Origin of the sequence: Kibdelosporangium philippinense, from assembly GCF_021390435.2 — a bacterium.
GTDB classification, from domain to species: Bacteria; Actinomycetota; Actinomycetes; order Mycobacteriales; family Pseudonocardiaceae; genus Kibdelosporangium; species Kibdelosporangium philippinense.
The window spans coordinates 1,809,169-1,829,740 of the sequence record NZ_JAJVCN010000002.1; the positions used below are offsets into that span (position 1 = coordinate 1,809,169).

Sequence of the window (20,572 nt, forward strand, 5' to 3'; positions counted from 1 at the left end):
CATAGGTCTCCTCCGTCTGCGAGCAATGGATCCTCTGCGGCGGAAACCTCGGTGGCATCACACCATTGGCTTGCCGGAAGTGTCAACGGTTCCCGGGGTGTTCCCGGATGCCATCCGTGATGCGGTGGCGTAAAAAGAGGATCGTGTCCCTATCGAGAAGAGTGATCACGCTGACCGCCGCGGTCGTCGTGGCTGTTCCGCTGACCACGAATGTGAGCTTTGCGGAGCAACGAGGTTTTGCCGCCGTTGTGCGCTACACCGAGAACGGCATTCCGCACATCAAGGCGAATACGTTCGCCGGCCTCGGTTACGGCTTCGGCTATGCCGCCGCGAAGGACAACATCTGCCAGATCGCCGACCTTTACGTCACGGTGAGTGCTCAACGGTCGCGCTTTTTCGGCCCTGCCGCGCCGGGTAATTCGGCGCTCGGCAGCGCGTCGACAAGCCTGGCAAGTGACCTGTATTTCCAGCAAGTCAACGACTCCGGCGTGGTGGAGCAGGCGCTGAATCAACGCCAGCCACTCGGGCCAAGCTCCGACACCCGAGAGGTCACCAGGGGTTACGTCGCGGGCTACAACCGGTTCGTCGCCGAGCGTCGCATCACCGACCCGGCGTGCCGGGACGCCGCGTGGGTCCGGCCGATCACCGAACTCGACGTCTACCGGCACATGCACGCCCTGGCCACGATCAGCGGCCAAGCCCTGCTGATCAACCAGATCACTTCGGCCAAGCCACCGGCTGCGCCGACCGAATCGCCCGCGATCCCGCAGGACGCGGCGCGCAAGGTCAGCGAAGCGCTGGAAGTCACGAAGGACATGGGCAGCAACGGGTTCGCGTTCGGCCGGGACGCCACGGCCAACGGGAAGAGCCTGCTGCTGGGCAACCCGCATTTCCCCTGGCAGGGCGGCCGCCGGTTCTGGCAGTCGCAACTGACCGTGCCCGGCCGTCTCGATGTTTCAGGCGCGAGCCTGCTCGGGATGCCGTTTGTGCAGATCGGCTACAACAAGGACGTGGCGTGGACCCACACCGTGGCCACTCCACGGCCGTTCAGCCTGTACCAGTTGCAACTCGTGCCCGGCGCGCCGACGACCTATCTGGTCGACGGCAAACCAGAGCAGATGACCAGCCGCAAGGTCGCTGTGCAGAGCCGCAACCAGGACGGCAGTCTGTCCACAGCGGAACGGACACTCTGGTCGACGCGATACGGCCCGGTGATCGACTCCGCGCTCGGCCTGCCGCTGGCGTGGACCAGCAGCACGGCGTACGTCATGCGGGACGCGAACTGGGGCAACCTCCGATCCGGCAACACGTGGTTCGAGATGGCGCAGGCCCGCGACACCCGCGGCATCGTCAAGGCGCTGTCGGACACCCTCGGCTCGCCGTGGGTCAACACGATCGCCACCGACCGGTCCGGCAACGCGACCTATGCGGACATCCAGGTGGTCCCGCACATCACCGACGAGATGGCGACGCGCTGCAACACCCCGCTCGGCGCCACGGTGTTCCCGAGCACCGGGGTGGCCGTGCTCGACGGCGCGAAAACCAGCTGTGCCTGGGGAAACGACCCGGACGCGATCCTGCCAGGACTGCTTGGCCCGTCCAGGCAGCCACAGCTGACACGCAGGGACTACGTCGCCAACTCCAACGACAGCGCATGGCTGACCAACCCGGCCGCGCCGATCACCAACTACCCGCGGATCATCGGCGACGTCGGCACCGAGCGCGGCCCCCGCACCCGGATGGCCATCACGGAGCTGGACGGCAAGAGGTTCTCCCGGCAGGCCATCCAGGACACCTTGTTCGCCGATCGCAGCCTGACCGCTCAGCTCGCAGCGGACGACACGGCAAGGATGTGCGCTGACCTGCCGGATGTCGCGGACGCCTGCACGGCGATTAGACAAATGGACAAGACGTACTCCACTTGGAGTAGAGGATCCTTGCTGTTCGAGCGGTTCTGGCTGAAGGTCCCACCAGGCTCATGGAAGGTGCCGTTCAACGCCGCGGATCCGGTCCGCACGCCGAACACGTTGAACACCGACAGCCCGGCGGTCCGCAAAGCGTTCACCGACGCCGTGGCCGAACTGCGCGCCGCCAAGATCCCGATGGACGCGCCGCTCGGCGAGCACCAGTTCGTCGTGCGCAACGGCGAACGGATCCCGGTCCACGGCGCGCCCAATCAACTCGGTGTGCTCAACGTGCAGCTCCCGGTTTGGGACCCGGCGAAGGGCAATACAGAGCTGGTCCACGGATCGAGCTACATCCAGGCGGTTTCGTTCGACAACGACCGTTGTCCAGATGTACGAACGCTTCTTACATACGCACAATCGACCGACCCGACTTCGCCTTTCTTCGCTGATCAGACCCGGTTGTACGCCGAAGGCAAATGGGTGCGTGGCCGGTTCTGCGAGCACGAGATCCTCTCGTCACCGCAGCTGAAGATCGTCTATCTGCGCGGATAGAGCGAGCAAGCGGGGGCAGGTCGACCTGCCCCCGCTCACGCGACTTTGAGCTGCAACCCAGTGCTCGCGGTGGTCCGGTCGACCACCTGCGCCGTGTGCCAGCCCTGCGGACGCCGCCCGGCCAACAACCGTGACCGCACCTGCGGCGACCTGCGCATATGCCGGGCAAAGGACCATTTGAGCAGCACCCGTCCACGCGCCACCTGACCAGCCAGCGCCTCAGCGGGCGTGCAATCGATCCAAATGAAATGCTTGTGCCGCCGAGAAAGCGCGCCCATCAGGGCAAACGCCGTCCGCGCGCCCGCACCAGTCGCGGGATCATGCACCAAAACCGGCCGCGACGAGAACAACACGGTCGCCAGCAACCGTGCGGTGTGCAAGATGTGCACGAACGGCCGGTACCAGCCGTAGGGGAGTGAAGACGGCAGCAGGCGCCCCAGCAGCGCCCGCACCTGGTCGGTGTCGAGCACCGAGATCGGCACGTTGGCCTTGGCGTGCCGCAGCAGCGTGCTCTTGCCCGATCCCGGCAAGCCCGCCACGACCACCAGCGCTCGGCTCTCGACCGTAATGTCCATATCGGGACAACGTCGGACCGCCTCGTCCAGTTCTCCGATTGACACTCGTTCGCCGGATTTCGCGACCCGGAACTAGACGGATACCGCGGCGAGAATCGAACCAGCGCTCATCGCGAGCAGGGCCAGCACGACTTGCTATCGGGTCACGCTTCGGCGGGCGCCTCGATCCGCGGGAACAGTGCCGGGGACTTCGTGACCTGCACGCCTGCCAGCGCGTCGAGCCAGTTTTGCGCACCGGGCACCTTGTCGGGCTCGGCGCCAAGCGTGCGCACGATCGTCTCGGCGGCCTCAGGCAGGAACGGCAGCAGCAGACGGCCAAGCTGGCGAACCGCACCGATCAGGTAGTGCAGCGTCGTGTCCAACGCGGCGGCCTGCTCCGGGTCCTTGGCCAGGTGCCATGGGGCGCGCTCGTCGACGTAGGCGTTGGTCCGGCGCACCAGGTCCCAAATTCGAGCCAGGGCCTCGCGGTGGTCGTAGCCTGCCATCGCCGCGATGGACGCCTGCTCGCTGGCGACGAGCTGCTCGGCCAGTGAACGCTCGGGGTCGCCGATCTCGGCTGGCGCGGGAATGACGCCATCCCGGTATCGGACGGTCATGCTCGTCGCACGCGACAGCAGGTTGCCCAGGCCGTTGGCCAAGTCGGCGTTGTATCGCGCGATCAGGCGTTCCTCGCTGAAGTCGCCGTCGATGAACGGCGAGAACTCCGCGAGCAGGAAGTAGCGCACGGCGTGTGAGCCGAACCGTGCGATCAGGTCGGCCGGGTCGATCACGTTGCCGGTCGACTTGCTGAGCTTCTGTCCGGATGCGGTGATGTAGCCGTGCACGACGACCTCGGTGGGCATCGGCAGGCCCGCGGACATCAGCATCGCCGGCCAGTACACGACGTGGAACCGGGTCACGCCCTTGCCGACCACGTGCACGCGCTTGGCCGCGTCGACCCAGTACTTCTGGTACTCCTCCGCGTCCCTGGTCCAGCCAAGCGCGTTGGTGTAGTTGGTCAGCGCGTCGATCCAGACGTACATGACCTGGTTGTCGTCGCCGGGCACCGGGATGCCCCAGCCGCGGGCGCGGCCGGTCGACCGGGAGATCGAGATGTCCTCGAGGCCGGACCGCACGAAGCTGGTGACCTCGTTGAGGCGCGATTCCGGGACCACCTTGAGCTCGCCGGACTCCAGCGCGGCCAGCAGCTTGTCCTGGTAGTTCGACAGCCGGAAGAAGTAGTTCCGCTCGCTGACCAGGTCGGGCACGGTCAGGTGCTCAGGACACTTGCCGTCGATCAGCTCGGCCGGCGAATAGAACTGCTCGCAGCCGACGCAGTACAGGCCCTCGTAGTCCTTGGCGTAGATGTCGCCGCTTGCTTCCATCCGGCGCCAGATCTCGATCGCGCCGTCGATGTGGTCCTGCTCGACGCTGGTCCGGATGAACCGGGACAGCTTGGTCTGCAGGTCGGCGGCCATCTGCTCGAAGAAGACGACGTTGCGGTCGACCAGTTCGCGCGCGGTGATGCCTTCCTTCTCCGCGGCGAGCACGTTCTTGAGGCTGTTCTCGTCCGAGCCGCTGAGGAAGTAGACGTCCATGCCCTGGCTGGCCATGTGGCGCGCGTACGCGTCCGCCTGGCTGTACTCGAAGGCGTGCCCAAGGTGCGGCTGCGCGTTCACGTACGGGATGGTCGTCGAAATGAAAGCGGCCTCGGCCATGATGTTCCTAACCCCTTGCGTGCCGGACACCCAAGCTTATCGACCTGTGGGCTGATGGCCTCGGCCGGGCGAGGCGGCCTGTTGTCCGCGCGGACGGCGGCCCCGCCGGACGGTGTCTTACGGACCGCTGCGCGTCCGTCCGGCCATGGACGGGCCATTCACAGATGATGTTGATTGAAAACTGCCATCGGATCGTCAGCCGTGAAATGCGACAACTGGTCTAGACAGCGACGCGCAGTTCTATACCAATGTGGCAGGAGCTGGCCAACAAAGAAATGGATAGGCCATGTTTTTACAAGTTCTGCCATTAGGTTGGCCGCGATTGCCGCACGGCAGCGATTGAATTCAATTCAGCACCGAATGGCAGATATCGCGTCGTAGCCGACAAAATAGGCAAGCGGCGCCAGGAAAGGACATCAAGTGCACAACCCGACAGCGAAAGCCGGTGCGCTGGTCGCCGGTTTGCTCCTGCTCGCCGCGTGCGGCACCAACAAGACCGAAGTGGGTGCGGCCGGGCAGGGCAACGGATGCGACACAAGTAAAGGTTCGCTGATTATCGGCCTGATCGCGCCGTTGAGCGGTGGCCAATCGTCGATCGGCCTCGGCATCAGGAACGCGGCTGCGCTGGCCGTCGACCAGGCCAACGAGAAATGCACGGTCAAGGGCTATCGGCTTGTTCTGCAGCCGGAAGACGACACGGCAACCCCGCAGATCGGTATCCAGGCAGCGTCCAAGCTGGCCGCGACCGATGGCCTTGTCTGCGTGCTCGGAACGTACAACTCCTCGGTCGCGCAGAGCGTCCAACCCGTTCTCGCTGCCAAGAACATCGTGCAGATCTCGCCGGGTAACACCAACCCGTCGCTGACCACCGGCCCGGACCCGGCCAACCCCAAGCGCCAGTTCAACAACTACTTCCGGACCGTCACGACGGACGCCTACCAGGGCCCGTACGCTGCGGACCACCTGGTCAAAAAGTTGGGCAAGAAGTCCATCGCGATCATCGACGACGGCAAGACCTACGGCGTGGGCCTCACGACCGAATTCATCAAGCAGGCAACCAAGCTCGGCGCCAAGATCGTCGCGAAGGAGCGGGTCAGCGAGAAGGACACCGACTTCAACGGCGTGCTGGCCAAGGTCAAGGCGGCGAAGCCGGACGCGATCTACGTCGGCAGCGAGTACCCGGTGGCCGCGCCGTTGAGCAAGCAGGCAGGCGAGGCTGGGTTGAAGGCGCCGGTCATGGGTGGTGACGGCATCTTCGACGACAAGTACATCGCACTCGGTGGCCGCCCGGGCGACCTCGCGACGTCGGTCGGTGCGCCAACCGATTCGCAGCCGTCCGCGAAGGCATTCGTCGACGCGTATAACGCGAAGAAGTACGCCGACGGATACGGTGGATTCGGGGCTTTCTCGTACGACGCGGCGAACGCCATCATCACCAGCCTGGCCAACACCCTCGGCCCGAACGGCACCTGGAGCGAGTCGCAGCGCGGCGCGTTGCGTGACCAGGTACAGAGCTATAAGGGCAGTGGTGCGACGGGCGAGGTCGCGTTCGACCAGTACGGCGACAGCACCAACAAGGTTCTGACGGTGTACGAAGTGGACAACGGCAAGTGGGCCGTGAAGGAGTCTGGCACGTACACCGGAAGCTGAGCCCCTTCGTCGGTATGTGCCGAGGTCTACCCAGCTGCGGTTGGGTAGCCTCGGGCTCCGCGAGCGCGAGGAGGCCGGTGTGGTCAGGGAACAGGCTGGCCAGGTACTGGCCGCGAACCTCAGGGCGTTGCGTGGGCAAGCCGGTCTGTCGCTGTCGGAACTGGCCAGGCGTTCCGGGATAGCCAAGGGCACGCTCTCGCAGCTCGAGTCGGGGACCGGGAACCCGACAATCGAGACCGTGTTCAGTTTGTCGAACGCATTCAACGTCCCGGTGTCGAGCCTGCTGACCGAGCGGACCGATCCCGGCGTGGTGCTGGTCCGTTCGGCGAGCCTCGACGTGCTCAGCAGCAACGCGGTCGACCTGCGGCTGCTGCGCCGGATGGACCTGACCGACACCGTGGTCGAGATTTACGACCAGCGCGTCCGGCCCGGCGCGATCCAGCACTCCGACGGCCATCCCGGCCTTGAGCACGTTGCCGTCACGGCAGGTCAGCTGCGCTTTGGCCCGCCGGACGAGCCTTACGTCCTCGGTCCGGGCGACTACATCTGTTTCCCGGCTCATCGGCCGCACATCTACGAGGCCATCGACGGTCCGGTGATGTCCATCTTGCTGCTGCAATATCCCGCTGGAGCCGTGGCCTCGCCCGTGCACCCCTAACGGCCGATTGGATGAGCCACGGATCTCCGACTACCCTGCTGTCGTTCACTTTAATGAACGGTGGTGGTCATGCAGCCGGACGTCGTCGTCGTCGGAGCGGGCATCATCGGCGCCGCGTGCGCCGAGGCGCTCAGCGCGGCCGGGCTCCGGGTCACCGTGATCGACCGCGGCACGCCCGCAGGTGGAACAACCGCGGCGGGCGAAGGCAACGTCCTGCTTTCCGACAAGCCACCCGGCCCCGAACTTGCCCTGGCCCAAGCCTCCGTCGCACGGTGGCCGAAACTGCTGGCCACCCTTCGTGAGCTGCTCGGACCCGAGTTGGCGGAGGTGGAATGGGACGCCAAGGGCGGCCTGGTGGTGGCGCTGGAGAACGCCGACGCCCTGGCCGAGTTCGCTGACCACCAGCGCCAGGCCGGCGTCCGCGCAGACCTGATCACGGCATCGGAGGCACTGGCACTTGAGCCAAACCTCACCCCAGCAGTCACGGCTGCCATGCACTACCCGGACGACGCCCAGTTGCAACCCGTCCTGGCCGCTACGACATTGCTGGCCGCCGTGCAGCGCCGAGGTGGCCAGGTCCGCGGAGACGTGACCGCGATCGGAGTCCGACCAGGCGGGCTCCGCACATCCGAGGGATTCCTGTCGTGCGGCGCGGTGATCAACGCGTGCGGCCCGTGGGCCGGTCAATTCAGCGAACGCGCGGGCGCGCCGATCAACATCCAGCCGCGTAGGGGAGTGGTTCTCGTGACGAGCCACACCTCATTCACTGTGCGGTACAAGGTTTACGACGCGGACTACGTCGGCGCGGTCGAGAGCGGCGCGGCCGACCTACAGACGTCTACAGTGGTCGAATCGACCCGCGGAGGCACGATCCTGATCGGCTCCAGCCGCGAACGCGTCGGATTCGACGACACCATGCGCGTACCCGTGTTGCGCGAACTGGCGCGCAAGGCCGTCAGGCTGTTTCCCGGGTTGGCTCAAGTACCGGTCATGCGGGCGTACGGCGGTTTCCGGCCGTACGCTCCCGACCACCTGCCGGTCATCGGGCCGGATCCGCGCGTCCCTGGGCTGTGGCACGCGACCGGGCACGAAGGCGCCGGAATCGGCTTGGCCGCCGGAACAGGCCAGCTGATCGCGGACCTGTTCCTGGGACGGCCGCCGGTTGTCGACCCGTTGCCGTTCCGCGTGGATCGCCCGGAGGTGACGTCATGCACGTGACCGTCGACGGCCAGAAAGTGCCCGCGCAGCCTGGCCAGACCGTGGCCGCTGTGCTGCACAAAGTGGGCCGTGCCAGGGTGTTCTGCGGGATCGGCGTGTGCTTCGACTGTGTAGTCACGCTTAATGACATCCAGGACATTCGTGCGTGTCAGCGAATAGCGGTCGACGGTGACGACGTGCGGACTCGATCATGAACGTGGTCGTCGTTGGCGCCGGACCCGCAGGTATCAGCGCCGCAAGAGCCGCTTCGAGCCATGGCGCGCGAGTGGTGCTGATCGACGCTGGCCGGTCGGTTGGTGGCCAGTTTTTCCGGCAACCGTTCGACCAGCCGCGCACTGTGCCCGGCGTGGAGCATCTGTCGTCCACTGTGGTCTGGGCGATCGAAGGACGCCGAGCGCACGTACTTTCCGGTCCCGCGGATGGGCCGGACCGGCGCGCCCGCTCGATCGACGCCGATGCCCTCATCCTGGCGACCGGCGCGTACGACAGAGTGATTCCGTTTCCTGGCTGGGACATTCGCGGCGTCTACACCGCGGGCGCGGCACAGACCCTGGCCAAAGAACAGCGCCTCGCGATCGGCAAACGCGTGCTCGTGGCTGGGACTGGGCCGTTCCTGCTCGCGGTCACGAAGTCGCTCATCGACGTCGGCGCCTCGGTGGCCGGTGTGCTGGAAGCGAATTCCCCGGCGCGCTGGCTGCGTACTCCACTCGCCGGTCGGCACAAACTTGGCGAGGCCGCGCGGTACATGGCTTTGCTTGCACGCCACCGGATTCCCTACCGAACTCAGGCAGCCGTGGTGGCGGCATACGGAGACGACCAGGTCCGGTCGTCGACCGTCGCGACCGTCGACGACAACTGGAACGTCCTAGACACGGAGGAAATCGAGGTCGACGCGATCTGCGTCGGCTACGGATTCACGCCACAGTTGGAGCTCGCGGTCGCAGCCGGATGCGAACTGGCCGACGGTTTCGTCAAAGTCGGCCTGACGCAGGCAACCTCAGTTCCCGGTGTCTTCGCGGCCGGAGAAATCACCGGCATCGGCGGTGCGGATCTCGCCGCGGCAGAGGGAACCGTCGCCGGGATTGCCGCCGTCGGTGGCGACGTACCGCTCGATGCGTTGCGAAAAGTACGCCAGGGCCGCAGATTCGCGGCAGCATTGGCCCAGGCACACCCACTGCAACCCGGGTGGTGGGATTGGTTGGCCAACGACACGATCGTCTGCCGCTGCGAACGGGTCACGTATGGCGCGCTCTGCGACGCCGTCACAACAAGGGCAGCAACTGGGCCGCGAACCGTGAAGCTGGTCAGCCGAGTGGGCCTTGGCCGCTGCCAAGGCCGGACCTGCTTGCGCAACGCGACCGACCTGACTGGAGTGGCCTTCACCGACCGGCGCCCGATCGCGGCGCCACTTCGTCTGAGCGAACTCGCAGCCGAGGAGGAACAGTGACACAGGAAAAGCTCGACGGCGTCATCGTCGCGACCGCGTTGCCGTACGCCGAAGACCTGGCCGCGCCTGCCGGACTCCGAGTCGACCTGGACCGATACGCCGAACACTGCCAGTGGCTGATCGAGAACGGATGCCGCGGCGTCGGTCCGAACGGATCGCTCGGCGAATATTCGTCCCTCACCGACGACGAGCGCCGGGCCGTGGCGCGCACCGCGATCGACACTGTGGGAGACCGGGGAATCGTGGTGGTCGGCGTGCACGGCGTCGGCGCCCACCAGGCTCGGTACTGGGCCGAGGCCGCGGCCGAGGATGGCGCGGATGGCGTGCTGTGTCTGCCACCCACGCTGTACCGAGCGAATGCGGGCGAAGTGATCAAGCACTTCGAACAGGTCGCGGCAGTCGGCCTGCCGGTCATGGTCTACAACAACCCGTTCGACACCAAGGTCGATCTGACGCCAGCGTTGCTCGCGGAGATCGCCCAGATCGACAACGTGGTCGCGGTCAAGGAATTCTCCGGCGACGTCCGCCGGGTGACCGAAATCCGCGACCAGGCGCCGAACTTGACCGTGGTCGCCGGAGCCGACGACGTGTTGGTCGAGTCGGTGCTGATGGGCGCGACCGGCTGGTTCGCTGGCTTCCCGAACGTCTTCCCGGCCGAATCCGTGCGCCTGTTCTCCCTTGCCCTTGAAGGAAAGGTCGCTGACGCCCGCGCCATGTACGAGGCCATGGTCGGCGCGTTCCGGTGGGACTCGCGAACGGAGTTCGTCCAGGCGATCAAGTACGGGATGGACTACGTCGGTCGGTATGGCGGACCATGCCGACCGCCCCGCGGTCCACTGTCGACAGAGCAGCTCGCGGTGTTGGAAGCCGACATGCAGCGAGCGGTAGGGGTGGCTTGAAATGCGGGCCACTCGTTACTTCACCGCAGTCGACTCGCACACCGAGGGCATGCCGACGCGCGTGATCACCGGCGGAGTCGGCGTGATCCCCGGCGACACCATGGCCGAGAAACGCGCGTACTTCGTCGAGCACCTTGATCACATTCGCCAGTTCCTGGTCAACGAGCCGCGTGGGCACGCAGCCATGAGTGGCGCGATATTGCAGCCACCCACCAGACCGGACGCCGACACCGGAGTTCTCTACATCGAGGTCTCCGGCTGCTTGCCCATGTGCGGGCACGGCACGATCGGTGTGGCGACTGTGCTTGTGGAGACCGGCATGGTCGAAGTAGTCGAACCTGTCACCACCATCCGGCTGGACACGCCAGCAGGCTTGGTCGTCGCGGAAGTCCTCGTCCGCGACGGCCGCGCCGAATCGGTCACCATCGAGAACGTGCCGTCGTTCTCTTTGGAGCTCGACGCTGTCGTGACCGTGCCGGGGATCGGTGAGGTCCGTTACGACATGGCATACGGCGGGAACTTCTATGCCATATTGCCCATCAAGGACCTGGGAATCCCCTTTGACAAGTCCGAAAAGGACAGAATGTTGACGGCAGGCCTGCGAATCATGGCGGCCATCAACGCCGAGCGGCGACCAGTGCATCCAAGCGACCAGCGCTTCGCCGGATGCAAACACGTACAACTGGTAGCCCCCGGGGCTGACGGCAGCCATTCCCGCAACGCCATGGTCATCCACCCTGGCTGGTTCGACCGATCCCCATGCGGCACAGGCACTTCCGCACGGATGGCGCAACTGCACGCCCGTGGCGAACTCGCCATCGGGCAAGACTTCGTGAACGAGTCTTTGCTAGGGACCTCGTTCATCGGACGGCTCAGCAAGGAGACCACCGTCGCTACGCTCGACGCAGTCGTCCCTACAGTCACCGGTCGCGCCTGGATCACCGGTATGGCTCAATACCTGTTGGACCCCACCGATCCTTTCCCCAACGGATTCAGACTTTGAACGGACAGAAGGAAAGCAATGCCAATGCCGAGCGTACGGAGTTCGGCGGGCAAGGCAAGTGCCTGAAGATCCACATCCCCGAGTTGTCCACAGGCGCCGAGTTGTCCACATCGCACACGACACAATCCCTGTTGATCAACCCCCACCGATAGAATGGATCGGGGACGCCCCCCGGGAGCGGTGGGGGATGTCCTGATGTCCTGATGTTCGGTGGGATGTCTGGTGTCTAGTGTCTGGTGATTGGTGGGGGATCTGGATCACAGGCTTCTTGTCGTCCAGTTCGGACAGTGAGCATGCCCGGATCGTCATTCGTCGAACCGCCTTGGGGATTATGTGGCTGGGTTGCGGGACGACCTCTGGCGTGTCGCTGGCACGCGTTGCTGTCGGTCACGACCGTTGGGGCGCCTGGCCTTGATGAGGTACGGGTGGCCGACGGTTGGCAAGATCATCCGGTTTCAGGTGTCGCTGAAGCAGCCTGAACAGGGGCAGTGCCAACGAAAACACGGTGTTAGCCTCCGATTACGTCGGGTAAGAGCCCGTGCTGGACCGGAGGAGTGAGTGATCATCAAGAAGTTGAGTGCCAGGGTCCTGATCGGCGGAATGCTCGCGGGAGCCGCCGTGCTCGCTGCCGCGCCCCTCGCAAGCGCGGCGCAAGACATTCCCTCGTCCGCGGTGAGCGCGATGGACGGCTGGGTCAAGGCCGGGGAATACCCTTCATTCGAGATCTGCACTGCCAAGGGCAGGGAATGGGTGAGAAAGAACGGGGCGCTCGGGTTCAACTGCCGGTGGTCGGACGCCAGGTCGGAGTGGGACCTGATGGTGCAGGTGTCCTGACCGGCTTTCGCTGGTACTTCCGCGCAGCCGGGACTGCCAACGCGGTCCCGGCTCAGCGTCCGCCGCTCTGCAGCGACGCTGGGAGATGAGTTGTAGACGCGCTCCGCAGCTGGAAGCCTCGCTTGCCACTGTGAACCAACGGCAAGATCGAGCAATTCGGGATGACGATGGCCTTCCGGAAGACATGGAATCGCCGCATGCTTGCGCTGTCGGGAACCTCCGAGCCGGACAGGATCGCCCACAGGACAACGCGCATGAACATCCCATGGGTGAAAGCCGCAACGAGAGAGCTCTCTGTTTCGGCTAAGCGGACCAGAAACCGGCGGGCTCGAGCGTAAACGTCTACAAAGGACTCGGAGCGAGGGTCGTCCCGATAGTACGGATCGGCGGCTTCCCAGTATCTGGCATCATCCGCCCTCGGCTTGTCGAAGCGGCCGACTTGCGTGAATTCCTCGATCGGCCATTGCTCGACCCGAGCTGACGGGAACCGCTCGATGGTCGGCTGAGCTGTCTGCTGGGCCCGCGGGTAAGGCGAGTGGACGACCAGGTCAGGAACGTGGTCGAAAACCTCGGCCACCACCGCTGCCTGCTGAAAACCAAGCGGGGTCAGCGGATTGGTGGCCGGTCCCGTGATCCGGCTCTCTGGGGTCGCGCGACTTTGCCCGTGCCGGATCAGCCAAATCCGCGTCACGGGATCTGGAACCCGTACGGCAGTTCAAGTCGGTGCTGCGCGAGCAAATCCGTATCCGCCAGGATTTTCTCGGTTGGCCCGTCGGCCACGATCACGCCGCCGTCGATCAGGATGCTGCGCGGGCACAGCTGCAGCGCGTACGGCAGGTCATGCGTGACCATCAACATGGTCCGGTTCAACGAAAGCAGCACCTCCGCCAGTTCGCGCCGGGCGATTGGCTCCAGGTTCGCCGACGGCTCGTCCAGCACCATGATCTCAGGGTCGCACGCAAGCACTGTCGCCACAGCGACCCTGCGACGCTGCCCGAACGACAGGTGCAGCGGGGACTTGTCCGGCAAATGCGCCATCCCGACCGCGGCCAACGCCGACGACACCGCCGATTCCAGCGCGTCGCCGGTCACGCCGAAGTTCGCGGGCCCGAAGGCGACGTCCTCGGCCACGGTCGGCATGAACAGTTGGTCGTCCGGGTCTTGGAAAACCACGCCAACTCGGCGCCGGATCTCCTTCAGGTTCGCTTTCGTGACCGGCAGCCCCGCCACTGTGATGCTGCCCGCGCCCGCCTGCAGGACACCGTTGAGGTGCATCACCAAGGTCGTTTTGCCTGCGCCGTTCGGGCCGAGCACGGCGACCCGCTCGCCGGGATCGATCCGCAGGTCCACGCCGAACAAAGCCTGCGTCCCGTCGGGATATGCGTATGCCAGGCCTTCGACGAGCAGTGCTGGGGTCACGTCCACAGCGCCACCGTAAGCGTTGCGAGTGACACGGCTGCGGGCACCAGGCCTGCCGCCCAGAGTCGCACCCCGGGGCGTGGCCGAGCTGGCTCGGGCGTGACGCCTGAGAAGCCTCGGGACAGCATCGCGATGTGCACACGCTCGCCGCGTTCATACGATCTGATGAACAGTGTTCCGATTCCTCGTGCGGTCGCGCCGATCTGCCATAGGAATCGCGGGTCGTGGCCGCGGCTGATGCGCGCGATCCGCATCCGTCGCGCCTCTTGGACGATCACCTCGACGTACCGGATCATCAGTGTGGCGATCGTGATGATCAAGCTGGGCACGCGCAGCCGCTGCAAACCAGCGATGAGGTCACGGTGGCTCGTTGAGGCGGCCAGGGTCAGCGACACCAGCACACCGAGCGTGCCTTTGATCACAATGTTCCATCCGGCCAGCGTTCCCTCGATGGACACCGACAGGCCCAAGAACGACGTCCGCTGCCCGCCGCCGACGAACGGCAGCAGCAAAGCCAGCACCACGAACGGAATCTCGATCATGGCGCGCGCGGCGAACCACTTCGGCGGCACGCCCGCGATCGCCCACACGACGAGCAGAACCAGGAAGTACCCGGCGAACGCCCAATATTCCGTCCGGGGTGTTGCCACAACGCAGAGCACCATCGCCAGCGCCGAGATGATCTTCACCTGGGGCGCGAGCGTGTGCACCGGTGAGTCACCCGCGCGGTAAAGCAGGTGACTGTGCCCGGCGCCCATCTAGGAGTCCTTGGGGGAACGCTTGCGCAGCAACCAGAACAGCCCGCCCGCCACCACCAGGGTCGCGATGACGCCGATCACGCCGGCCAGGCCGGTGGTTGCTTCGCTGCCGCCCACCGCGTAGTCGGCCAGCGGGCTGTCCTTCATCGAGTGGTCAGTGGCGCCCTGCGCGATGCAGCTGCCGGTCAATTGCTCGTCCGCGCCGACTTCGCAGCCTTGCAGCGTCGCGTGGTCAAGACCGTCCGGGTTCGAGTCGGCGAAATACGACACACCGCCGGCCAGGATCAGGGCTACGAGCGCGAAACCGATGAAGAAAAGGCTACGACGGCGAGTCACGACGCCTCCTTGATCACGAGCGGACGTGAAGTACCGCGCAGCAGATACACCAGATCCGGTCGTACCGCGGCGACAGCGCCGACGGTCAACGCCGTGATGATGCCCTCGCCGATCCCGATGAGACAGTGCACGCCGATCACCGTCGCGGCCACGCCACCCAGCGCGAATGCCGAGTCGCCGCCGATCGCGAACTCGAGCACGAACCCGAGCGAAGCGATGACGGTGTTGCAGAAGGCGGCGAAGAAGGCGACCGCGACCAGGCCGAACTTGTTACGGGTGGCCAGTTTCCGCAGCGCCACGGCCACCAGGAACCCGGCGGTGGTACCGATCAACGCCATGTTCGTGATGTTCGCGCCCAAAGCGGTCAAACCGCCGTCGGCGAACAACAATGCCTGCAAGGCAAGCACAATCGTTACGCACAGCGCGCCTGCGAACGGTCCGACGAGGATCGCGGCGAGCGCGCCGCCGAGCAGGTGCCCGCTGACGCCAGGCAGGACGGGGAAGTTCAACATCTGTACGGCGAATATGAACGCCGCGACCAGACCTGCCATCGGTGCTGTGCGGTCGTCGAGGTCGCGCCGCGCCCCGATCGTCGCTATCACCAGCCCGATCACCGCTACCGCGCCAAAAAGGATCGACGTCGGGGCGTTGAGCAGGCCGTCGCTCATATGCATCGCCACCGAGGTGGACATGGTGGCCTCCTTATCAGGCTTCGACTCACCCTAATCGCCAAGCCCCGGTTGTCACCAGAGGTTGGCAACTGCACCTGAGTATCGGTTCGGCGCCGGCGGTGCCCGGGCTTGGCCGCGACTGGACCCGATGTGGTGAAAACGTTTACAGTCGGGTTACCCATCCGCCGCTGGGCACCTTCGAGCACCTGGAGGCATGGATGGATCGCCGTCAGCTCTTCCGGACCGGTGCGATAGCCGCGGCTGCCGTGGTCGCCCCTATTTCTCCGGCATTACTCCGTACGGCCTATGTCGAACCGATCGCGCTCTCCGCGGCGATACCGGCACTGCCGTGGCCCGCCGCCAACGACATCGTCGCGGCCACCAAGCTACCCAATTTTCCGGGTGTGAATTTTGTCGCCACCGACCCGAAGTACGGGGCAAAAGGGGACAACTCGACCGACAACACCGCGGCGTTCCGTAAGGCCATCGAAGCGGCCAGCGCCGCGGGCGGCGGGCATGTGATCGTGCCCAAGGGCAACTATGTCACCGGGGCCATTCATCTGAAGAGCAACGTGGACTTCCACCTGGAATCCGGGGCCGTACTGAAGTTCAGCTCGGACGCCTCGAAATTTCCTGTGGTGCTCACCCGGTATGAGGGCATCGAGTGCATGAACCGCTCGCCGATGGTCTATGCGTACGGTCAGTCGAACATCGCGCTGACCGGAAGTGGCACCCTGGACGCGAATGCCACTTCGTCCTGGAACAAGGGGTCGGACCGGGCCTGGCTCGAATCCCGGATCGCGGCCGGCGTTACCGATCCGGCGAAGCGGGTCTTTCCCGGAGCCGGGCACACCGCGCGGTCCACGTTCATCGAGCCGTACAACTGCGACACGGTTCTTATCCAGGGCGTCACGCTAAAAAATCCCAAGTTCTGGCAAATTCACCCAACCCTGTGCAAGAACGTGACAGTCGATGGTGTGAAGACCGACCCGAGCACGGCATCGAACAACACCGACGGGGTCGATCCCGAGTCCTGTGACCACGTCGTCATCGCCAACCGCACCCTCGGCGCGCACGACGACAACATCGCCATCAAGGCCGGCCGGGACGCCGACGGGCGCAGGATCGACGTCCCATGTCAGAACATCGTCGTCGTCAACTGCACGATGAACGGCAACTGGGGCGCGATCACCTGTGGCAGTGAGCAGACCGGCGGTATCCGGAACGTCTACGCCCACAAGTTGAATGTGATTGGCGCGACGAAGTTCGCGCTCTACGTCAAGTCCAACACGAAACGTGGCGGTTTCTCGCAGAACATCAACCTTGACGCGGTGACGGGCACGTTCCAGCGTTCCTTCGTGTTCGTCACCTCGACCTACAACAACCAGACCGGTAACTTCCCGCCCGCGTTCGGGCCGTTTAGCATCACCAACTCGTCCTGTAGGAAGGCCGCAAGGGTGTTCGACGTCAGTGGTCTACCGAACGCTCATGTCAAGGGACTCATCGCCGCCGACTGTAAGTTCACCGGGGTTGCGAACACCGCCAACATCCTCAACAACGTTGATGGTCGCAAGTTCACAAACGTGACAGTCAACGGAAAACCTATCTGATGCATGTCCGGTGTGCTCCGCCACGCGGAGAAGACTGGTAGTTGCGAAGTGCCGGTAGTGACAAACTATAGTCTCCCATAACTCCTGCACCGGGTTGATTCGATCAGCAGGAGTTACCCATTGTCACCACTGTCGCAAATCGAGGTAACCTTTAATGGCTCAGAGGGTCACCGTCCAGTTGGTTGATGACCTCGACGGCACAGCCGCCGACGACATCAGCACCGTGAGCTTCGCACTCGACGGCGTGAGCTACGAGATCGACCTGACCGAGGCCAACGCCGAGAAGTTGCGTTCCGGCCTTGAGGAGTTCGTGAACTCCGCGCGCCGCACCGGTGGCCGCGTCAAGCGCGGCGCTTCGCCGACGAAGCGGCCAGGTTCGCCGGCAAGCCGCGAGCAGACCAAGGCAATTCGGGACTGGGCTCGGCAGAACGGCTTCGAGCTTTCCGACCGCGGCCGTATTCCGGCCAACGTCATCGACGCCTTCGAGGCCGCGCACACCGGCAAGAAGAAGAAGGGCGAGCCGGCATTCTCCTCGTGATGCCGGTGCTGGAAGTGGCCGAGGGGAGAGCCACTTCCAGTCACGCCTTGAATGGATTTCTGTCCGATTTTGTCATCGGGTTCGAAGCCCGTCGAAGGCGATCGCGCAGACCGCGTCGGCCAGCTCGGCGCTGCCGAGCCCGCCTCTTGGCCGATACCACTCGATGAGTGAGTTGACCGTGCCGAACAGCAGCCGGGCCGTCACCGACGGATCGATGTCCTGCCGCACGTCGCCCTCGGCTTCCGCCTGTTTCACCAACTCGGTCACCAGTTGATCGAATTCCCGCCGCCTCGCCAGCGCGGCACGCTCCACTTTGGTGTTCCCGCGCACGCGCAGCAGCAGCGTGACGAACGGCAGCCGGTCGACGAGCACCTTGATACTGCCGCGAATCAGGAATTCCAGCCGGTCGATCGCCGGGCCTTCGATCGCCGTCGCCTCGTCGGCCACCGTGAACAGGCCGTCAAGCGCCCGGTCGACGGCGAGGCGCAGCAGTTCGTCCTTGCTGGCGACGTGGTAGTAGATCGCCGATTTGGTGATTCCGAGCTTGCGGGACAGCTCTTCCATACTGGTGGCTTCGTATCCGCGCTCGTTGAACAGTTTGACCGCGACCGCGAGCAGCGATTCCAGGTCGTATCCGGGGCGTCCGCGGCGGGTCATCGGTTGATCACCCGGCTGCGTCCACGGAACTCGGCGATCACTTCGCCATCCCGATCCACGGTCACGTCGTAAATACCACTACGGCCGTAGCGTGTCTTTTCCACGGCGTGCGCTGTGAGAACCTCTCCGGCCCTTGCCGATGTGACGAAAGTGATGTCGGCGCCAGCGGCGACCGTGACCGGTCCGTGGCTGTTGCAGGCGAGCGCGAAAGTCGTGTCCGCGAGCAGGAAAACGAACCCGCCGTGCATGATGTCGTGCCCATTCACCATGTCTTTTGTGACGCGCATCCTGGTGACCGCGCGGCCGTCGGCTGCTTCGATCAGTTCAATACCCAGCGCCCGCGACGCGGTATCCGCTTCGAACATGTCGTGCGCCGCATTGTGTGACACCGGATTCACCACCTTGCCAACTGACCGAATGGACGGTTGATAATAACGGGTATGGCTGAGGCATTCGTGGTTGACGGTGTTCGAACCGCGCAGGGCCGGTACGGCGGAGTTCTCGCCGGCGTACGGCCGGACGATCTCGCGGCACTCGTAGTGGCCGAAGCGGTTCGCCGCGCGGGAGTGTCCGGCGACGAAATCGACGAAGTAATTCTTGGTGCGGCCAACCAGTCCGGTGAGGACAATCGCAACGTCGCAAGGATGGCTGTTCTGCTGGCCGGCCTGCCGCACACGGTTCCAGGTTTCACCGTGAACCGGTTGTGTGCCAGCGGGTTGACCGCGGTCGCGTCCGCCGCGGCCGCCATCAAATCGGGCGATGCGGACATCGTGGTCGCCGGTGGTGTCGAGTCGATGACTCGGGCGCCGTGGGTGATGGCCAAGCCGGGCACGCCGTGGGCGAAGCCGGGCGAGGTCGCCGACACCTCGCTGGGATGGCGGTTCACCAACCCGAAGTTCCCGGCGAAGAGCACGATCTCGATGGGCGAGACGGCCGAGGAAGTGGCCACTCTGGACGGCATCACCCGCGAGGACTCCGACGCGTTCGCATTGCGCAGCCACACTCGTGCGCTCGCGGCCATCGACGCGGGGCGCTTCGAGAACGAGATCGTTCCAGTGCCCGTCAAGGATGGAACGGTGACCGTCGACGAAGGACCGCGCCGCGCCACGACGCTGGAGAAGCTCGGCCAGCTCAAGACCGTCTTCCGCAAGGATGGCATCGTCACCGCTGGCTCATCTTCGCCACTGTCCGACGGCGCCGCGGCACTTGTGCTCGCGAGCGAGGCTGCCGTTGAGCGCCTTGGCCTCAACCCCCGCGCGCGGGTTGTCGCGAGCGCGAGCGCGGGCGTCGAACCGCACATCATGGGACTCGGGCCCGTGCCCGCGACGGAGAAGGTGCTCGTTCGCACGGGTTGGCAACGTGACGACCTGACGGTCGAGTTGAACGAGGCGTTCGCTGCGCAGAGCCTCGCGGTGATCCGTCGCTTGAAGCTGGACGAGGAGCGTGTCAACGCTGACGGCGGGGCCATCGCGTTGGGCCACCCGCTCGGCTGCTCGGGCGCGCGCCTGGTGGTCACATTGCTTGGCCGCATGGAGCGCGAGAACACCAACCGTGGCATCGCGACGCTGTGCGTTGGCGTCGGTCAGGGCGTCACGGTCGCGTTCGAGCGGCCCTGAGACGGCTTATGCGGCAGGCCCGAGCTGGAGGACCAGTGCGGGCTTGCCGTCGACCGTCGTGAGGCCGACCTCGAGCGCCGATGTTGCGCTGATGCCGAGTTTCCCGTTGCCGATGCCGGGTCCGAACGACATGGTTGTGCTGCCGCCCTCCGAGCCGCGGACGGTGAACGTGAGTTTTTCCGTGCTGATGGCCGTCACACGGATGGACGGGTAGCCAAGCTTCTTGCCGTCCAACGGGACTGTCGTTGGCTTCGTCAGCACCAGGACGCAGTCGCCGTCGTAGCAGTCCTTCACCCTCGTGCTCGGTGCGGCGAGCGGGTTCGGGTTCGTCGTCCTCGTCGGTACCGGGCTGCTGGATGTGGTGGGTGGGGCCGACGACGTCGTTGAGGTTGTGGTGGCTGTCGTCGGGGTTGGCGACGGCGTTTGCTGGGCGACCGGTGCTTCGCTGCCGCAACCGGACAGGACCAGGACGAGGGCCGTGAGAACGGCGGCATGGTGGCGCATGCAAGCTTTGTAAGCGTTCGTCA

At 65.1% G+C, this 20,572-nt stretch carries 23 protein-coding genes; 13 read left to right on the top strand and 10 right to left on the bottom strand.

Annotated features, from left to right (window positions below):
• The first annotated feature begins 143 nt into the window (after window positions 1-143).
• Window positions 144-2,459: a penicillin acylase family protein gene (locus LWC34_RS27115; RefSeq protein WP_233727939.1), complete on the top strand. Its 2,316-nt coding sequence runs from the start codon at window positions 144-146 to the stop codon at window positions 2,457-2,459.
• Window positions 2,460-2,494: 35 nt separating this feature from the next.
• Here LWC34_RS27115 and LWC34_RS27120 read toward each other — a convergent pair whose 3' ends face one another.
• Together LWC34_RS27120 and LWC34_RS27125 are read right to left on the bottom strand one after the other, a co-directional pair.
• Entirely contained in the window at window positions 2,495-3,034 is a 540-nt protein-coding gene (locus tag LWC34_RS27120; protein WP_233727940.1) for an AAA family ATPase, read from the bottom strand.
• 143 nt (window positions 3,035-3,177) lie between these two features.
• Window positions 3,178-4,731, bottom strand: coding sequence for a methionine--tRNA ligase (locus LWC34_RS27125; RefSeq protein ID WP_233727941.1), 1,554 nt, complete (start codon window positions 4,729-4,731; stop codon window positions 3,178-3,180).
• A 420-nt stretch (window positions 4,732-5,151) separates the two neighbouring features.
• Between LWC34_RS27125 and LWC34_RS27130 the strand changes: the two genes are divergently transcribed.
• The 9 genes from LWC34_RS27130 to LWC34_RS27170 all read left to right on the top strand — a co-directional run bounded on the left by LWC34_RS27130 (window position 5,152) and on the right by LWC34_RS27170 (window position 12,440).
• Window positions 5,152-6,381, top strand: a complete 1,230-nt coding sequence (locus tag LWC34_RS27130) for a branched-chain amino acid ABC transporter substrate-binding protein (protein WP_233727942.1) — start codon at window positions 5,152-5,154, stop codon at window positions 6,379-6,381.
• A 79-nt stretch (window positions 6,382-6,460) separates the two neighbouring features.
• On the top strand, window positions 6,461-7,039 hold the full coding sequence (locus LWC34_RS27135; RefSeq protein WP_233728900.1) for a helix-turn-helix domain-containing protein: 579 nt from the start codon (window positions 6,461-6,463) through the stop codon (window positions 7,037-7,039).
• A 69-nt stretch (window positions 7,040-7,108) separates the two neighbouring features.
• Window positions 7,109-8,257 carry an NAD(P)/FAD-dependent oxidoreductase gene (locus LWC34_RS27140; RefSeq protein WP_233727943.1) on the top strand — a complete coding sequence of 383 codons (1,149 nt, stop codon included), beginning with the start codon at window positions 7,109-7,111 and terminating at the stop codon, window positions 8,255-8,257.
• Window positions 8,248-8,451 (top strand): 2Fe-2S iron-sulfur cluster-binding protein, encoded by a 204-nt coding sequence (locus LWC34_RS27145; RefSeq protein ID WP_233727944.1) that lies wholly within the window; start codon window positions 8,248-8,250, stop codon window positions 8,449-8,451. Before LWC34_RS27140 ends, LWC34_RS27145 begins: the two co-directional genes overlap by 10 nt.
• Window positions 8,448-9,704 (top strand): FAD-dependent oxidoreductase, encoded by a 1,257-nt coding sequence (locus LWC34_RS27150; protein WP_233727945.1) that lies wholly within the window; start codon window positions 8,448-8,450, stop codon window positions 9,702-9,704. The genes LWC34_RS27145 and LWC34_RS27150 overlap by 4 nt, the downstream gene beginning before the upstream one ends.
• Entirely contained in the window at window positions 9,701-10,603 is a 903-nt protein-coding gene (locus LWC34_RS27155) for a dihydrodipicolinate synthase family protein (RefSeq protein WP_233727946.1), read from the top strand. The genes LWC34_RS27150 and LWC34_RS27155 overlap by 4 nt, the downstream gene beginning before the upstream one ends.
• Window position 10,604: 1 nt before the next feature.
• Window positions 10,605-11,606: a proline racemase family protein gene (locus tag LWC34_RS27160; RefSeq protein WP_233727947.1), complete on the top strand. Its 1,002-nt coding sequence runs from the start codon at window positions 10,605-10,607 to the stop codon at window positions 11,604-11,606.
• Window positions 11,603-11,758: a hypothetical protein gene (locus LWC34_RS27165; protein WP_233727948.1), complete on the top strand. Its 156-nt coding sequence runs from the start codon at window positions 11,603-11,605 to the stop codon at window positions 11,756-11,758. Before LWC34_RS27160 ends, LWC34_RS27165 begins: the two co-directional genes overlap by 4 nt.
• Window positions 11,759-12,164: 406 nt before the next feature.
• Entirely contained in the window at window positions 12,165-12,440 is a 276-nt protein-coding gene (locus tag LWC34_RS27170; RefSeq protein WP_233727949.1) for a hypothetical protein, read from the top strand.
• A gap of 52 nt (window positions 12,441-12,492) precedes the next feature.
• Here the strand turns inward: LWC34_RS27170 and LWC34_RS27175 are convergent, their stop codons facing one another.
• The 5 genes from LWC34_RS27175 to LWC34_RS27195 are packed head-to-tail and all read right to left on the bottom strand — an operon-like array spanning window position 12,493 to window position 15,645.
• Window positions 12,493-13,131 (bottom strand): histidine phosphatase family protein, encoded by a 639-nt coding sequence (locus LWC34_RS27175; RefSeq protein ID WP_233727950.1) that lies wholly within the window; start codon window positions 13,129-13,131, stop codon window positions 12,493-12,495.
• Window positions 13,128-13,865: an energy-coupling factor ABC transporter ATP-binding protein gene (locus LWC34_RS27180; RefSeq protein WP_372496590.1), complete on the bottom strand. Its 738-nt coding sequence runs from the start codon at window positions 13,863-13,865 to the stop codon at window positions 13,128-13,130. The genes LWC34_RS27175 and LWC34_RS27180 overlap by 4 nt, the downstream gene beginning before the upstream one ends.
• Window positions 13,856-14,617: a cobalt ECF transporter T component CbiQ gene (cbiQ, locus tag LWC34_RS27185; protein ID WP_233727951.1), complete on the bottom strand. Its 762-nt coding sequence runs from the start codon at window positions 14,615-14,617 to the stop codon at window positions 13,856-13,858. The genes LWC34_RS27180 and cbiQ overlap by 10 nt, the downstream gene beginning before the upstream one ends.
• On the bottom strand, window positions 14,618-14,953 hold the full coding sequence (locus LWC34_RS27190) for a PDGLE domain-containing protein (RefSeq protein WP_233727952.1): 336 nt from the start codon (window positions 14,951-14,953) through the stop codon (window positions 14,618-14,620).
• Window positions 14,950-15,645, bottom strand: coding sequence for an energy-coupling factor ABC transporter permease (locus LWC34_RS27195; protein WP_233727953.1), 696 nt, complete (start codon window positions 15,643-15,645; stop codon window positions 14,950-14,952). The genes LWC34_RS27190 and LWC34_RS27195 overlap by 4 nt, the downstream gene beginning before the upstream one ends.
• Before the next feature lie 197 nt (window positions 15,646-15,842).
• Between LWC34_RS27195 and LWC34_RS27200 the strand changes: the two genes are divergently transcribed.
• Both LWC34_RS27200 and LWC34_RS27205 read left to right on the top strand, forming a co-directional pair.
• On the top strand, window positions 15,843-17,234 hold the full coding sequence (locus tag LWC34_RS27200; RefSeq protein WP_233727954.1) for a glycoside hydrolase family 28 protein: 1,392 nt from the start codon (window positions 15,843-15,845) through the stop codon (window positions 17,232-17,234).
• A gap of 154 nt (window positions 17,235-17,388) precedes the next feature.
• A complete protein-coding gene (locus LWC34_RS27205; RefSeq protein ID WP_233727955.1) occupies window positions 17,389-17,772 on the top strand; it encodes a histone-like nucleoid-structuring protein Lsr2 in 384 nt (127 codons plus the stop codon).
• Between the two features lie 72 nt (window positions 17,773-17,844).
• Here LWC34_RS27205 and LWC34_RS27210 read toward each other — a convergent pair whose 3' ends face one another.
• Window positions 17,845-18,429, bottom strand: a complete 585-nt coding sequence (locus tag LWC34_RS27210; protein WP_233727956.1) for a TetR/AcrR family transcriptional regulator — start codon at window positions 18,427-18,429, stop codon at window positions 17,845-17,847.
• Window positions 18,426-18,794: a hydroxyphenylacetyl-CoA thioesterase PaaI gene (gene paaI / locus LWC34_RS27215; protein WP_233728903.1), complete on the bottom strand. Its 369-nt coding sequence runs from the start codon at window positions 18,792-18,794 to the stop codon at window positions 18,426-18,428. The genes LWC34_RS27210 and paaI overlap by 4 nt, the downstream gene beginning before the upstream one ends.
• 75 nt (window positions 18,795-18,869) lie before the next feature.
• Between paaI and LWC34_RS27220 the strand changes: the two genes are divergently transcribed.
• A complete protein-coding gene (locus LWC34_RS27220; protein ID WP_233727957.1) occupies window positions 18,870-20,045 on the top strand; it encodes a thiolase family protein in 1,176 nt (391 codons plus the stop codon).
• Between the two features lie 6 nt (window positions 20,046-20,051).
• Here the strand turns inward: LWC34_RS27220 and LWC34_RS27225 are convergent, their stop codons facing one another.
• Window positions 20,052-20,549, bottom strand: a complete 498-nt coding sequence (locus LWC34_RS27225) for a hypothetical protein (protein WP_233727958.1) — start codon at window positions 20,547-20,549, stop codon at window positions 20,052-20,054.
• Between the last annotated feature and the right edge of the window lie 23 nt (window positions 20,550-20,572).